Origin of the sequence: Peribacillus sp. NPDC097264 (genome assembly GCF_050277925.1) — a bacterium.
Lineage (GTDB): Bacteria > Bacillota > Bacilli > Bacillales > DSM-1321 > Peribacillus.
The window spans coordinates 19,100-34,931 of sequence record NZ_JBNNSR010000016.1 but is presented as its reverse complement, the minus strand read 5'-3'; the positions used below and the strand labels follow the sequence as shown (position 1 = coordinate 34,931).

The 15,832-nt window shown below is 40.5% G+C and carries 16 protein-coding genes; all 16 read right to left on the bottom strand.

Translation table 11 applies throughout. From position 1 onward, the window contains the following. Positions 1-95 precede the first annotated feature (95 nt). Positions 96-554 carry a S1 domain-containing RNA-binding protein gene (locus ACQKL0_RS19025; protein WP_402875930.1) on the bottom strand — a complete coding sequence of 153 codons (459 nt, stop codon included), beginning with the start codon at positions 552-554 and terminating at the stop codon, positions 96-98. 79 nt (positions 555-633) lie between these two features. Continuing rightward, positions 634-1,020, bottom strand: a complete 387-nt coding sequence (locus tag ACQKL0_RS19020) for an FtsB family cell division protein (RefSeq protein ID WP_402991778.1) — start codon at positions 1,018-1,020, stop codon at positions 634-636. A 14-nt stretch (positions 1,021-1,034) separates the two neighbouring features. Beyond that, complete coding sequence (gene yabQ, locus ACQKL0_RS19015) at positions 1,035-1,667, bottom strand: spore cortex biosynthesis protein YabQ (protein ID WP_427689066.1); 633 nt, start codon at positions 1,665-1,667, stop codon at positions 1,035-1,037. Continuing rightward, entirely contained in the window at positions 1,664-1,972 is a 309-nt protein-coding gene (gene yabP, locus ACQKL0_RS19010; protein ID WP_402875924.1) for a sporulation protein YabP, read from the bottom strand. The genes yabQ and yabP overlap by 4 nt, the downstream gene beginning before the upstream one ends. 73 nt (positions 1,973-2,045) lie before the next feature. Continuing rightward, positions 2,046-2,309 carry an RNA-binding S4 domain-containing protein gene (locus ACQKL0_RS19005; protein ID WP_402875960.1) on the bottom strand — a complete coding sequence of 88 codons (264 nt, stop codon included), beginning with the start codon at positions 2,307-2,309 and terminating at the stop codon, positions 2,046-2,048. Between the two features lie 25 nt (positions 2,310-2,334). Beyond that, positions 2,335-3,813 carry a nucleoside triphosphate pyrophosphohydrolase gene (gene mazG, locus ACQKL0_RS19000; protein WP_402875922.1) on the bottom strand — a complete coding sequence of 493 codons (1,479 nt, stop codon included), beginning with the start codon at positions 3,811-3,813 and terminating at the stop codon, positions 2,335-2,337. Further along, positions 3,800-5,431, bottom strand: a complete 1,632-nt coding sequence (locus ACQKL0_RS18995) for a putative polysaccharide biosynthesis protein (RefSeq protein ID WP_427689064.1) — start codon at positions 5,429-5,431, stop codon at positions 3,800-3,802. Before ACQKL0_RS18995 ends, mazG begins: the two co-directional genes overlap by 14 nt. 216 nt (positions 5,432-5,647) lie before the next feature. Beyond that, positions 5,648-6,184 carry a stage V sporulation protein T gene (spoVT, locus tag ACQKL0_RS18990; protein ID WP_402875918.1) on the bottom strand — a complete coding sequence of 179 codons (537 nt, stop codon included), beginning with the start codon at positions 6,182-6,184 and terminating at the stop codon, positions 5,648-5,650. A 184-nt stretch (positions 6,185-6,368) separates the two neighbouring features. Further along, positions 6,369-9,905: a transcription-repair coupling factor gene (gene mfd, locus ACQKL0_RS18985; RefSeq protein ID WP_427689062.1), complete on the bottom strand. Its 3,537-nt coding sequence runs from the start codon at positions 9,903-9,905 to the stop codon at positions 6,369-6,371. 151 nt (positions 9,906-10,056) lie between these two features. Further along, positions 10,057-10,287, bottom strand: coding sequence for an anti-sigma-F factor Fin (locus tag ACQKL0_RS18980; protein WP_402875914.1), 231 nt, complete (start codon positions 10,285-10,287; stop codon positions 10,057-10,059). A 107-nt stretch (positions 10,288-10,394) separates the two neighbouring features. Further along, positions 10,395-10,955, bottom strand: a complete 561-nt coding sequence (gene pth, locus ACQKL0_RS18975; RefSeq protein WP_402875912.1) for an aminoacyl-tRNA hydrolase — start codon at positions 10,953-10,955, stop codon at positions 10,395-10,397. A gap of 244 nt (positions 10,956-11,199) precedes the next feature. Continuing rightward, positions 11,200-11,838: a 50S ribosomal protein L25/general stress protein Ctc gene (locus ACQKL0_RS18970; protein ID WP_402875909.1), complete on the bottom strand. Its 639-nt coding sequence runs from the start codon at positions 11,836-11,838 to the stop codon at positions 11,200-11,202. 206 nt (positions 11,839-12,044) lie between these two features. Then, a complete protein-coding gene (locus ACQKL0_RS18965; protein ID WP_402875907.1) occupies positions 12,045-12,998 on the bottom strand; it encodes a ribose-phosphate diphosphokinase in 954 nt (317 codons plus the stop codon). Between the two features lie 15 nt (positions 12,999-13,013). After that, entirely contained in the window at positions 13,014-14,387 is a 1,374-nt protein-coding gene (gene glmU, locus ACQKL0_RS18960) for a bifunctional UDP-N-acetylglucosamine diphosphorylase/glucosamine-1-phosphate N-acetyltransferase GlmU (protein WP_402875905.1), read from the bottom strand. A gap of 574 nt (positions 14,388-14,961) precedes the next feature. Then, the gene (gene spoVG, locus ACQKL0_RS18955) at positions 14,962-15,258 is read right to left on the bottom strand and encodes a septation regulator SpoVG (RefSeq protein ID WP_034316332.1); all 297 of its coding nucleotides are present in this window, start codon (positions 15,256-15,258) and stop codon (positions 14,962-14,964) included. A 191-nt stretch (positions 15,259-15,449) separates the two neighbouring features. Next, positions 15,450-15,824 (bottom strand): RidA family protein, encoded by a 375-nt coding sequence (locus tag ACQKL0_RS18950; protein ID WP_402875903.1) that lies wholly within the window; start codon positions 15,822-15,824, stop codon positions 15,450-15,452. Between the last annotated feature and the right edge of the window lie 8 nt (positions 15,825-15,832).

Sequence of the window (15,832 nt, the reverse complement as noted above, 5' to 3'; positions counted from 1 at the left end):
CAAGCCTAGTAGGCTTGCCTTTATCCATGATCTATATTTGTATTCATACTATGAATTATTAACAGAAAAGTTGCTAATCCATTTCAGCAGCAAGTTTATCCGCGTCTTCCTCCGCGCCCTCCACGCTTTGTTTCGGTGCTTCGCTTGAGTGTCGTTAAGCGGTCTTCGCTATCTTTTAAGAATTTAGCCATTTTTTGCTCAAAGTTTTCCTTAGGTTGAAAACCATTCCCTTTAGAACGAGAGTCTTTCGAACGATTATCATTCCCTCTTCCCTGGCGCGGACGTGGTGTATACGCAGGTTTTCTCTCTCCTTCAGGTCGGTCTATTGCTTTTTTTATGGATAAGCCAATTTTACCGTCCTTTTCCACATTGATGACTTTCACTTCAACTATGTCCCCAACCTTCAAATGGTCATTAATATCTTTGACATAATTATCCGCTACTTCACTGATATGGACAAGACCCGTAGAACCCTCGGCTAACTCTACAAATGCACCAAAATTAGTAATGCCCGTTACTTTTCCTTGTAACTTGCTGCCTACTTCGATTGACATAAAAAAAATGTTCCTCCTTAGAAATGTTAAAAAATCTCTTCACTTATATTATAGCTAAAGTAAAAAAATAGTGTCAATATTAGTCGCTATCTTCCTTCGCCTTTGGAAGGTTGAAGATGACTTCTCCCTTATCTGATAGGAAGTAATCCCTTCTCGCGATCTTTGCGATGTACTCCTCATCATTCAGTTTTACGATCTCTTCTTTAAGAAGTGTCTCTTTCTTTTCCATTTTCGCTAACTTTCCTTCTAGTTCTTCCTTTTGCTGTACTTTTTCATCTAAGGCAATATTCTGCGTAACGAGAGTGGACACAGCCACAATCAAAAAGATAGCAGCGAAAACGGAATATAGCGTTAGTCGGCGGACTAAACCACGTTTCTTTTTTTTGACTGTTTGTACCTTTTTCTCTTGTTGAGCGACATAAGGATTTTCGATTTTTGCTACATTCCTTTTCTTGAGGCTGCTCATGGTCCTATCACTCCTCATTTTCTTCTTTTTCTCCATTTATGGATTGTCTCACTAATAGAATTCTTCATTTTCAATAAAATCCCTTTGCCTTTATTATAAAACTTCTCGCCATTTTTTGTAACAAAAACCGGAAATAAATTCCACATTTTTAAAAATATCCATTTTAGAGGCTTCCAGAATATATTTAATACAAAGAGAATCACTTTACCTATCCCTTTTAAAAGCGTTCCGACACCCTTGCCTATCCCCATGATGAATACAAACATGGTCATGATTATCCATTTAATTGGCTCAAATAGTACCAGGCGGACCAGTTCTGTTAGAAATCTAAACAGCTTGACCACCAAAGAAATGACAAATGACAATAATCGAAGATACAAATCTTTAAAAAGAGCTTGGTAGGCAGAAAATCCGCATAATAAGGCCAAAAATAAATAGAGGCGTAGCTCACCCTCATTCACTAAAAACAGGACATAAAAAATGACTAGGCCTTGAATGATCCAGAAAAGAAAGTCATGGAGGAAAACAATCCAATTATTCCTCTCTGAACGCTTCAAGAAATGGTTATACGTATCTAGGGCAGCGCCAAACAAACTGCCCATTCCAATCATCGCAAGCAACGTATAAAATTGAATCGTCAGGGTCATTTGAACAATTTGCCAAAGAAGCCTTTAGCTTTCTCCCCAGATTGTTCATCTAAGTATACGAGGTCAAATACCTTCCCCTTGATTGAAACAATCCCTTTATCCACATCTAGATTCTTCATTTGTAAATTTTGTCCACGAATAGATAAGAAGCCCATGGATGTTTCAAGCAGAAACTCTTCGTTATCGAAACTTTCCACTTGTTTCACCCCGGTAATATCCAATAAACGACGGCCCTTCATCGTGACATCATGTTCCTGAATCGTTCCTTTTGTATAACCAGCATTTGGATCAATATATTGGCTCATTTCCATCCCTCACAATACCATTGATTTTGTACAAGTGTATGTGCAGATGGGATGAATTAGAACAAGCCTGTCCCTACTCTTCTGCCAGCTTTTCTTCCTTAATGATTGAAAACATCTCGGCGGCTGCTTCTTTCTTCGTCGTTTCCTGGATTTTCTCTACGCGGACGGTAACCAACTTTTGACCAAAACGCACCGTTAATTCGTCACCCTCTTTTACATTTGAACTCGCCTTTGCCTGTTGCCCATTGATGGTGATACGACCTTTATCCGCAACTTCTTTCGCAAGGGTCCTTCGCTTGATTAATCTTGATACCTTAAGGAATTTATCTAATCTCATTGGCATGTTTACATCCCCTTATAATTTAAAGTCCTTTTGCTTTGGCTTCATTCCAATAGGAATCCAATTCCTCCAGTGTATAATCAGAGAAATTCTTTTCCTCCTTTTTGATACATTCTTCTATATATGTAAACCGTTTATAAAACTTAAGATTTGCCTTATGGACAGCTTCTTCTGCTTGTATGTCATAATAGCGTGAAACATTGACAAGCGCAAAAAAGAGGTCGCCCAATTCGGACTTTATCCGATCTTTATTTGGGTTAGGATCCTTCATTTCGTCTTCAAATTCTTGCACTTCTTCTATAACCTTTTTCCATGCTTCGGAAACCTCTCCCCAGTCGAACCCGACCTTCGCTGCCCTTTTCTGATAATCCTCGGCACGAAGCAAGTTTGGCAGTGATTTCTCCACACCATCTAAAAGGGAGACATCCCTGTCTGCGTCTTGTCCGTTTTCTTCTTCTTTGATTTTCTGCCAGTTCACTAAAACGTCTTCCTCGCCACTCACTTCTACATCTCCGAACACATGAGGATGGCGCCGGACCATTTTAGCCGAAATCCCGCCAATTATATCATCTATAGTGAACATGCCTTCATCTTCACCAATTTGCGCGTGAAGCATCACTTGTAGCAGCACGTCCCCCAATTCCCCAATCATTCCTTCATCATCTTCTTCATCGATTGAGTCTATCAGTTCATAAGCCTCTTCTATTAAATATTTTTTTAGGCTATCATGTGTTTGTTTCTTATCCCACGGACATCCATCAGGTCCTCTAAGCTGCGCAATGATTTGACGAAGCTTGGAAAATTCCCGGTACTGCAAGGCCTCTTCTTTAACGGGCGGTACATAAACACTCGTTAGGTTGCTCAGTTCCATTTGCCGATCTAACTCATAAAGCGCACATTGGGTAACCTTTTCCTCGCTACTTCCTGCCGCTGTTACGATATACACTGTATAGTCATCAGGAAGCTTCTCCATCAGCGTCAATTTCACGTTAGAAGCACTGAAGGCATCGTATACCTGCCCGATGATCATGTGTTGCCGGATATGTAAGTCGTCCGGGGAAAGATCCGTTCCATCCAGAAGTTGAAATCCTTCAATCGGATCAATCTTCACGGCCTGGAATAGAGGATCAAGGAAGCTTTGACCACCTTCAAGCTTGATGGCAACTCCACGGTCCGGTCCTTTCTCCAGTAAGAGCTGGACCGTCTTCTCGGCAACCATCGGGTGGCCTGGTACAGCGTATAGAACAGGACCATTCATGGCTTCGCTTAATAACGTCTCTGATATTTCCTCGTATACAGCTTCGAACTGGTCATGTTTTTCATATATTGAATCAAAAGAAAGGAACTTAGTTCCTAGCGCCGTCAAATCCGTGATGACCGGGTGGTCCATTGTCCGGACGAAGCATTCCTTTGTTTGAGTCAGTTTCTTATAGATTCCATATGGGAGCTGGTCTAAATCGCCCGCACCAAGACCTATAATCGTTATCTCATTCGTCAACATTTTCAGTACCTCGATTCTTCTTTTTAATAAGCCGTTTAACTTTTAACCCTGCTGGTATCAAGGCAAGCTCCTCTTCCGTGAACAACCCAGTACGGATGATCATGAATAAAAAGATCACCGCTCCCATGCCCACTCCGCCTAATGCTTGGAATGTAGCAAGCATCCTACTTTCTTCAGGTGGCATCACCCAGCGGAATGCTTCATTGAATAGCAGGACTGCCAATCCCATGCAAGCCGTACTTCCTAAAATAATATGCAGGTGCCTCTTTTCAAATAAAGGCTTTTTGATATGTACCTTTACTACTATATAAAACAAAATCGTCATGATAAAGAAAGCCAGAACGGTAGCACATGCCGCCCCTGCAATGTGATAGCGAGGGATAAGGGCAAGATCTAATAGCCACTTGCTCCCTACCCCGATTAGCGTGATGATTACCGGGGCTACCGAATGACCCAGACATTGTATCACCGCAGCTTTTGCCATGATTAGTGACGTAAATAATATCGATATGGAATAGATGGCTAAGGTGACTGTACCTTTTGAGTCTGTGAACAACATGTAATTGACCGGTCTCATCGTTGCCATCAAACCCACGGCGGCAGCCAATCCAATCGTTGCACTCACACGCAACACCAATCTAACCTTTCCTAGAATTTCTTGATCATTACGGTCCCGGACAAACCCGGAGATAACAGGGACAAGCGCCAATGCAAAAGAGTTCGCCACGACGGTCCCCAACTGAAGCAAAGGTTGTCCCCGGTCATAGACCCCTTTCCACCCTTTGGCTTCTCCTTCACCCATCCCGGACCCTCTCAATAGCGAGTAGAGGTGCAAGGAATCCACAAATTGAAACAGGATGAGTATAAGCCCGGTCACACAAAAGGCGAAACCTTGAAAGATTAAGCTCCTGGAAATACGAATGAAGTGGGGCCTCTTAACACCCATTGGCTTAAACAGCTTCCACTCCCGTCTCAAAAGCACGAAGGCAAACAACAGAACAAGCCCCGATATCCCTCCCGTAATCGAACCGAAGACCGCGCCCTTACCGACATCATACAGAGAATAGCCCATATGCACAAACAGTGTCGATAATACAAGGATGGTTACAACCCGGATACTTTGTTCAGCGACCTGGGAGCCAGCCGTGGGAATCATATCATTTTTCCCTTGAAAGAATCCTCTTAAAACGGATGAAAACGGCATGAGTAAATAGGAAAATGCGATTATTTTCAAAAGCCCTGATAACTCTGGGTCTCTCATGATCCCCGCAATCCAATCTGCTCCGAGAAATAGAGCCACGAATAACAATAAACCGATGGAACCTAAAACAACCAAAGCAGTCGACAGAATGTCTTTTATCGTGTAGTCATTTTCGGAAGAGCCCCGTTCTGCAATGAGTTTTGATATAACAACGGGAAAACCAAGCGTAGAGAGTGTCAAAGCCACTCCGTAAAAAGGATATACCTGTTGATAAATATAGAACCCGATATCCCCGGCGACATTTTGATATGGAATGCGATAGGCTGCACTCAAAATTTTCACGATAATGGCCGCAGCACTTAAAATCAAGGCTCCTCGAAAGATGTCCCTTGAAGTTTTATAAGGCTTTTCAGCCATTCTTTTTCCCCTTTTCACTTATATGTGGTTGTTATTATAGCACAATTTGTAGAAGTTATTTTACTTACAGGGTCCCCTCCTCTTAACACGATCCTCCAGCAAAAGCACGACTCCATTTATTCATGGGACTCCCTGTTATGATCTTTTTTTAAAAGAACAAAAAGGACAGCGATCGCTGCCCTTTACACATCCATATATATAATTGCATTTCCTGACTTACTGTTCCATTTGCCTTGCAAGGAAACTAGCTGCTGTTTCAACCGACTTCTGTTCAACTTCACCTAATGCGCCATCTTTAGAGAAAATCAGAACCGCACCTATCGGGTCACCACTGGCTATGATCGGAGCTGCTGCATAAGATTGAACTTCTTCATCATTTGAATCCACGAAGGAAATTTGTCCATTCGGTGATTCAAGGACAGGATTTCTTTCCTCCATGATTTTTTCTACCAAGTCACTGATGCTTTTATTTAAATAGTCTTTTTTAGACCCGCCCGCTACAGCAATGTAAGTATCACGATCACATATCATAACTGGATTTCCTAGGCTATCATATATTGCTTCTGCATATTCTCTTGCAAAATCACCTAGTTCACTAATAGGGGAGTATTTCTTTAGAATGACTTCTCCATCTCTGTCCACGAAGATTTCTAATGGGTCACCTTCACGGATGCGGAGAGTCCTTCGAATTTCTTTTGGGATGACAACTCTACCTAAATCATCAATTCGCCGAACGATACCAGTTGCTTTCATCTAATGTTGCCTCACTTTCATCTAATTGATTTGATATATCCTCTTTTGTAAAGCAAAAACATCACCAGCTATTGAACTTAGTATTTTTCTAATGGTAAGTTCTATACACTTTGAAAAAATATTTCTTTTTGATGTATTTTTTATAAGTGTGCCAGAAGGCTTCTTCAAGAGAACCATCTTCTCATTAATTTTTTGTCGCTTGTATTTCTTTTTTGACGAACTGGAGGCCTTTGGTCATCTCGAAAAGTATAGGTAACCACTTGGTTTGTTCTACACCTTTTATGTGCAGAACAAGTTTCATTCGATTACCGTCCATACCGAAGCCAACCATACGGCCGTATTTCGAGCCAAGCTCAAAGACCTTTTGACCGTCCACGATGCTGCTTACTTCTTCCCTAAGGAGGATGGTGATTTCCTGTTTAAGCTGTTTGATGCTCTCAATACCAGCCGTATTAGCAAACACCTTCATTTCAGCGATTAAAAATAGATAAGCAACCTCTTCCGGGTACTCGCCAAATCGATCGAGCATCTCCTCTTTTAATTCCTCAACTTCTTCTAGAGAAGCAACGCCTCTGAATCGTTTATACATTTCTATTTTCTGATGTCCGTCTATTATGTAGGCATCTGGGATGTATGCATCAATTTCAACATCAATTTCAAGTGTAGACTTTTCTTCGATTGGTTTATCCGAACGTTTTGCCTCAACAGCCTCTTGTAACATTTGAGAATATAAATCAAAACCAACTGAATCGATGAATCCATGCTGTTGAGCACCTAATATATTTCCTGCTCCCCTGATGGATAGATCCCGCATGGCAATTTTGAATCCTGATCCTAGTTCGGTGAATTCCTTAATAGATTGGAGACGTTTTTCGGCAACTTCAGTCAACACTTTATCTTTTCTATAAGTAAAGAATGCATAGGCCACACGATTTGAACGTCCAACTCGTCCCCGTAGCTGATAAAGCTGGGAAAGGCCCATTCTATCTGCTTCATTAACGATGAGCGTATTAACATTGGGAATATCCACACCGGTCTCTATGATGGTTGTGCTTACTAAAACATCATATTCTCCCTCTAGAAAACCAAACATGACGGCTTCTAGCTCCTGCTCGGACATTTGTCCGTGAGCAAAGGTAACGCGGGCGTCCGGTACTAACATGGAAATTTCTTCTGCTTTTCTTGCTATATCATCTACCCTATTATATAAAAAATAAACCTGTCCATCTCTCGCTAACTCACGTTCGATTGCTTCTTTGACCAAGCCCCCGTTATACTCCATTACATAGGTCTGGATTGGAAAACGATTTTCCGGAGGTGTCTCTATGACGGATAAATCACGAACACCCAGCATCGACATATGAAGAGTCCTTGGAATAGGCGTAGCAGTCAAAGTCAATACATCGACATTGGTTTTCAATCGTTTTATTTTTTCTTTGTGAGTTACACCGAAGCGTTGTTCCTCATCAATCACCAGCAAGCCTAAATCACGATATACCAAATCCTTAGATAGAATTCTGTGTGTGCCGACAACGATGTCCACTGTGCCAGCTTTTATTCCCTTTATCGTTTCCGTTTGCTGTTTTTTTGTACGGAAGCGACTCATTAGCCCTATGGATATTGGATACTCCTGGAATCTCTCCCTCAATGTTTCATAGTGCTGTTGAGCAAGAATCGTGGTCGGAACAAGGAAAGCGACCTGCTTACCATCCATGATTGCTTTAAAAGCGGCACGAATGGCCACCTCCGTCTTTCCATAACCCACATCACCACATAGCAAACGGTCCATCGGCCTTTCACGTTCCATATCCTTTTTAATCTCGGTAATGGATCGCAGTTGATCTTCCGTTTCATTATAGGCGAATGAAGTTTCGAATTGCCGCTGCATATCGCCGTCAGGGGAAAAGGCATAACCTTTTGCTGCTTCTCGTTCTGCATAGAGTTTAATTAGATCATCTGCAATGTTCTCCACAGAAGACTGAACCTTACTTTTTACACGTTTCCATTCTGTTCCGCCTAACTTATAAAGCTTCGGTTCTTTACCTTCTGAACCAACATACTTTTGAACAAGGTTAATTTGATCAACAGGAACATATAATTTGTCATCCGCTTGGTACTTGATATGCAGATAGTCCTTATGTACCCCGTTTATCGTTAGCGTTTCAATTCCTAAGTATTTACCAATCCCGTGATTGACATGAACGACGTAATCACCGATTTTCAACTCGGAATAACTTTTGATCCGTTCCGCATTTGATAGTTTTTGCCTGCGAATCGACTTTTTTGTCTTCTTATTAAACAATTCAGTTTCCGTAATAATGCTGAATTTCTGCATTGGCAATTCAAAACCGCTATTAAGGCTGCCGCGTAATATCTGCACCTTTCCAGGAAGGATGCTGTTTGCATCCAGGAGTTCTGCCGCTTCGATATCATAATCTGCTAATATGGAATGGAGCTTTTTTACTCGTTCCTCATCTTGCCCAAGAATGATCACCGTAAAATTCCCTTTTTTCCAACGTTCCAGTTCTGCCTTGAATACATTCATCTGTCCATGGAAATTCTGCATTTGCTTACTGGAAAAATTAAGGATGTTTTGAGGGTTCGTATGCGGCACATGACGTAAAAACAAAGAAAGGTACACAAACGGCCGATTTGATTTTGCAATTAATTCATGCATTGGATGGGCCATTTGTATATCATGGATAATCTGCCCCCGACTTATAAGGTCTGTATACCATGTTGCCTCTTCCTTTTCCAAAGAATCATTAAGTTCTTGGATTCTACTGATTTCATCCAGGAACACCAATCCATTTACGGGAAGATAATCTATTAAACTAGCTGGTTTATCATATGCTAAACTTAGGTATTTGTAGATTTGATCAGGCTTATTACCGTCCTTAAGCTGCTCAAGTTCATAGCTGATGGTTTGGACCAATTGTTCTTTCGTTTTTTCATCTTTTACCTTTTTCAAGCTCTTACTTAATCCGCTTTCAAGTTTCGAAATAATGGATTCAATATGAATTGTTTCCAATAGAGCTTCGCTAACCGGGCCGATTGTTACGGTCTGAAGCTTTTTAATGGAGCGCTGATCTTCTGATGAGAACGTTCTAATAGAATCAATCTCCGTATCGAATAACTCAATCCGAATAGGGTCCGGATCCGTTATCGGATAGATATCGATGATACCGCCCCGGATGCTGAATTCCCCAGGGGTAGACACCATTTCAGCCCGATTGTACCCCATAGCGATGAATTTACCCAATGTGGATTCCAGATTGATTTCTTCACCTAATTTAAAGGAAAGCTGATGCTTCTTCCAAACATCTTTCGGAGGAAGTATTCTGCGGACACCAGGAATCGGTGCAATGACAATTCCTTTCTTACCTTTTGCCCAGAAATTCAATGCTTCTACGCGTTGTGCCCGTAATTCAGGACTGGCCACACTCATGTCTGCAGCAATTAATTCATTGGCTGGATATATAAATAGCTCATCTTCCGGGATAAAACTCGATAAATCCTCCTGGAACTTTTGAGCTTGTAGTAGGTTATGGGTCACTACTAAGATTGGTCTGTTCGTCTTCTCATATACAGATGCCAGCAGAAGTGATCTTGAAGAACCAGTCAAGCCAGATACCATTTGTTCTTTTAATCCTTCGTCTATGCCTGCTATTAACGAATGAACATCATCTTGTTTAGAGAACAAGTGTTGTAATCCATCCACAGTCTGTCCCTCCTCTCTTGATCATGCGTAAATCCTTTTGATTGTATTTACTCTCTCTATAACCGAATCAAACCTATTCTCTATTTTTCAATCCATATATACTAAAATGAACGGAAAAATGCTTTGGATTTTTGTCCAAAGCCCTCTCCCGCTAATGAATAATATAATCGCTTTCATAATATTCTGGGTTATTTTGCAGTGAATTATAACATTCTTCACATATTGCCTTCACATGCATATCCCCTTCGGAATCATAAACGATCATCTCTTGACGGTCTTCATCAGTAAGTTGATTAAACCCCAACTGCTCCGCGGTCAATGCGTCATGCTCAAGTGAACCTAATTTAGTTCCGCAATGCCGGCAACGATAATGGAGAGCCATATTCGATAACCCCCTATTTAATAATACCGTTAGTATGTACTAAAATAGGGGAGATTTATTCAGCGAAACAGAAAGAAATTTCTCCTTATCTTATATCTACTCTAACCTTATTGGTTATATTCGTTCATGACCTGAGTAAATGGTTTTTCTAGCCATGTTTCACAGGCGGCTGCACTTTTTTCGATTGTAGCCCCGACATGATCCCAATCTTCTTTAGAAAACCGGCCCAAGACATAATCAGGCACTGGAATACGACCGACTGGACGGCCAATCCCTATTCTAATTCGATTGAAGTCCTGGGTACCTAAATGGGCAATGGTTGATTTAATCCCATTATGTCCGCCTGCACTTCCTTTTTGACGAAGCCGTACTTTTCCGGGCGGTAAGTCAAGATCATCATAAATGATGATAACATCCGATACGTCCACTTTGAAAAATTGCATGACGGCCGATATGGATTCTCCCGACAAATTCATGTAGGTTAAAGGCTTAAGTAGTAAGACCTTCTCGCCCCGCACCATTCCCACACCATAAATGCCTTTATGCTTGGCTTGGTCAAGTGAAATGGACCAATTTTTAGCTAACTCATCTATCACTTCAAACCCGACATTATGCCGTGTTTTTTCATATTGCTTACCCGGGTTTCCTAACCCTACAAAGATTTTCATGATTCACACTCCGTCATTCCTGATATTTAGAGAGTTACGTTTGACCGAAGATTCTAAAAATCATAAGTGACCTTAGAAAAATAGTACCTTAATTTTAAGTATTTCCGCAAGCGACCGGAGAACTAATTAGAAATTATTTCTAATTAAAGCAATAACTCCTTAACGAATGCAGAGAAGCAAAAAAAGACGCAACTCATAAAGAGCTACGCCTATTATACCATGATTAACTTCTATAATCCCGGCATCATGACTCTGGTGAAGGCTTAGTCTCCCTGCCTTCCTCATTTTCTGGGATTCCACCATCTTGCTGTTCACCTGTACTAATTTCCTCTTCTTGACGAGGTGGTAATACAGAAGCAATGACTTCTTCCCCACTGTTTTCAATTGTGACTTTTTGGTTTGATTGGACGTCAGATATGTAGATTGTTTCACCTACTTGAAGCTCTGTGACATCAACGTCGATTGATTCCGGGATATCATCAGGTCTAGCTGAAACAGTTACCTCATGTAGTGACTGCTGTAGGACGCCACCATCTTTAACCCCTTTGGATGTACCTACGAGATTGATGCGTACCTGTGCTTGTAGTTCTGCTTTCATGTCCACGATTAAGAAATCGGCATGAAATACATGGTTTTTCAACGGATCCTTCTGATAATCAGAAAGCATGACCTGATGTTTAGTTCCTTCTAAATCTAACGAAATAATTCCGTTACGGCCCACTTCTTTTATTGTTTTTTGGAAATCCGCGTTGTTGACTGAAATGGCTGTGCTGCCATTTTTATTCCCATATACGACGGCCGGAATTTCTCCGCTTTCCCTTAAGTCCTTTAAATTAGAATGTTTAGTCCCCTTACGTTCTTTAGCTACTAATAGATTACTCATACATCCTCCGCCTTCCTGAATATAAAATATTACAGTTTCACTATATATTTAAATCTTCCCTTATCAGAGAAAGATTAAACATATATTGGCACGCTAGAAATACGACTCCAAGAAAGAATAAGGGGGAGTAGGGAGAACTTTTTTAAAAACCAGAGAATAAAAAAATGGCGGACCATAAGGCCCACCATGTTTTTTAAAACTGACTATCAATCGAACAATGTACTAACAGATTGTTCTTCATGCACACGAATGATCGCCTCAGCAATCAATGGAGCCACAGACAATTCAACAATTTTATCAATTTTCTTTTCTTCAGAAAGGACAATTGAGTTTGTGATGACTAATTCTTTGATTGATGAATTTTGAATGCGCTCAATAGCTGGACCTGAAAGGACCGGGTGAGTACAACATGCATACACTTCTTTAGCTCCATGCTCTACAAGGGCATTCGCTGCAAGTGTAATGGTTCCTGCTGTATCGATGATGTCATCAATCAGAATAGCTGTTTTTCCTTCTATGTTACCGATGATGTTCATTACTTCAGCCACATTTGGTCTTGGACGGCGTTTATCGATAATAGCAATCGGTGCTTTTAAACGATCCGCCATTTTACGGGCACGTGTCACACCACCATGGTCAGGAGAAACAATGACGATATCTTCAAGATTTTTTTCTTTGAAGAAGTCAGACAAGATTGGAACCGCTACTAGGTGATCAATTAAAATATCGAAGAAACCTTGAATTTGCGGTGCGTGAAGATCTAATGTAATAACTCGGTGTGCGCCAGCTGTTTCTAATAGATTTGCTACTAGCTTAGCTGTGATCGGCTCACGTGCGCGTGCTTTACGATCTTGGCGTGCATATCCATAATAAGGCATAACGATGTTAATCGTTTTTGCCGAAGCACGTTTTAAAGCATCAATCATGATTAAAAGTTCCATCAAGTTCTCATTTACAGGCTGGCTCGTTGATTGAATGACATAAACGTCACACCCACGAATACTTTCTTCTATGTTAATTTGAACTTCACCATCACTGAAACTCGTTACGGTACATTTTCCAAGTTCAACGCCAATTGTTGCGGCAATTTCTTGGGCTAAACCAAAGTTTGAATTCAAAGAGAATACTTTTAAATTAGGATCTAAATACTGATTTGACATGATGACCTCCGTGGGTTAGTTATTGAATTTTAATTTTTTCACATAATCTTCTTTGTTAACTTGACGTGCCCGGGCAACTGACAGAGCTTCCTGCGGTACATCCTTGGTGATTGTTGACCCCGCAGCAACATATGCTCCTTTTGCAATCGTTACAGGCGCAACGAGATTTGAATTGCAGCCAATAAAGACATCGTCTTCAATTTTCGTCAAATATTTGTTTTTACCGTCATAATTCACGGTAATAGATCCACAGCCTATATTAACATTCTCTCCAACCTCAGCATCCCCTATATAACTCAAATGAGAGGCTTTGCTTCCTTTTCCGAATACGGACTTTTTAATTTCGACAAAATTTCCGATTTTCACAGAATCTTGTATATCCGATTCCGGTCTGATATGCGCAAACGGGCCGACTTTCACAGAGTTACCAATTTGGCTATCCTGTGCAACCGATTGGCGAATTTCCGTTCCATTCCCGATTACACAATTTATGATTTCCGATTGTGGGCCAACCTGGCAATCTGTTCCGATAACACTTCGCCCTTTAATCATTGTACCAGGATAAATGATTGAATCCTGGCCAATTTTCACATCGGATTCAATATACGTCGTAAGCGGATCAACGATTGTGACGCCATTTCTCATGTGCAACTCATTGATGCGTTTCCGTAATATTTGTTCCGCCTGTGATAAAGCGACGCGGTCGTTTACACCTAAAGTTTCGTCGAAGTTACTTGATTGAAAGGCCGTAACTGTTTCGCCTGCTTGTTTTAAGATTTCAATAACATCCGGTAAATAGTATTCACCTTGGACATTTTCATTTGAAACTTTTTTAAGTGCGCTAAATAAGGCCTGATTGTCGAAACAATATGTTCCCGTATTAATTTCCTTAACATATCGTTCTTCAACAGAAGCATCCTTATGCTCGACAATTTTTTCGACAAGTCCATTTTCACTACGTAAGACTCTGCCATATCCATCTGGCTGATCTGCATACGCTGTCAGAATGGTTGCCTTCGCCTGGCTTTTTTCATGCAAAGCGATAAGCGCTTCCATCGTTTCTGCTTTGATTAAGGGCGTATCCCCACAAATAACAAGTGTTATTCCACTTTTACCTGCTAATACGCTTTCCGCCTGCATAACAGCATGTGCCGTACCTAATTGTTGCTCTTGCAAGGCGTACTTGCATGAATCCCCAAGTTGTTCTTGTACTTTTTCTGCTCCATGCCCAATAACTGTTACAATATCTTCTATTTGAAGTTGATTGACTTGATCGATAACATGTTGTACCATTGGTTTTCCGCAAACAGGGTGTAAAACCTTGTAAAGCTTAGATTTCATCCTAGTGCCTTGCCCAGCGGCCAAAATTATTGCATAGCGATTACTCATAACAGGCCTCCATTTTCACCTTTTTATCCATTAAAAATATTATCTTAAATAAGGATTCTTTTCAAGGTAACATTTGAAAGTAGATGATAATGTTAACCTCTGTCCATCAGACCTTTGACCTTAATATGGGAATAAAAACTAATTAAAATTCCCCCATTCATTATAATCCCCTTTGCAAAATGAGCTGCATTTCCCTCACCCATGTACGTGAAAAGCGACTATCAAGTAGCAGGTCCATTCCCTGAAATGCTATAACACCCGCGTTTATACAGTGATTCCATTCCATATTTCCCTATGTAAAAGTAATGCTTTCAATGCGGCGAATGCCCTTGTAATGACCATCAATCACAATTGATCAATTTTTACTTTAATGGTAAGTAATTATTTTTCTTATAAAAAATAAAATTTACTAAAAAAAATGTTTATACATAAAACAAAAGGGGTATTTGTAATTTTGAAGATAGTACCAGTTACTTTTCTAGATTCAATATTTACAAGTCATAAAAATAAAAAAGAGCACTACTTAAGAAGTAGGCTCTGGTTGCACTTATTTATAATGGACCATGTAAAACACTTAAGAAGCTCCTGCTCCTGCTTCCTCTAATTCGGTTTCAAGTTCTCCTAAACGATGATATTCTGTCAAGACAGCTTCTTGAATTTTCCCGCGTGTGGAAGAATTAATCGGATGCGCAATATCACGGAATTCCCCATCTGGAGTACGTTTACTTGGCATAGCCACAAATAAACCATTATTTCCGTCAATTACTCGAATATCATGAACCACAAATTCATTATCGAGTGTAATTGATGCGATTGCTCTCATACGACCATCCGTATTCACACGGCGTAATCTTACGTCAGTAACTTCCATTTAAGCTCACCATCCCTTTTAGTTGTTAAATCTTAAAGTACATATTCAACAAATAAACGGGAAATCCTTCTATTATCTGTAAGTTTTTTAGAAAATTAAGCCTAGTTTTGAAAAAATATTAAAAACATCCTAAAAATACTGGAAAATTACCCACTACAATCCCCCTAGAAAAGGCAAAAAAAAGAGCCCGTTTATTTAACGAGCGCAATCACTTCTATTTCCACAAGAGCATCCTTAGGCAAACGTGCGACCTCTACGCAAGACCGCGCCGGTTTATGTGTAGAAAAATACTCTCCATATACCTCATTAATCGAACTGAAGTCATCCATGCTTTTAATGAATACCGTCGTTTTAATGACTGTGTCTAAAGTAGCACCTGCCTCTTTCAATACAGCCTGAAGATTCCTAAATACCTGATGCGTCTGTTCTTTTACGTCTCCATTCACCATTTCCCCGGAAGCAGTAAGAGGAATTTGACCCGAACTATAGAATAAACTTTCCACAATGATACCCTGTGAATATGGACCGATTGCTGCTGGTGCTTCATTCGTGTGTACTTTTTTCATGAAAAATC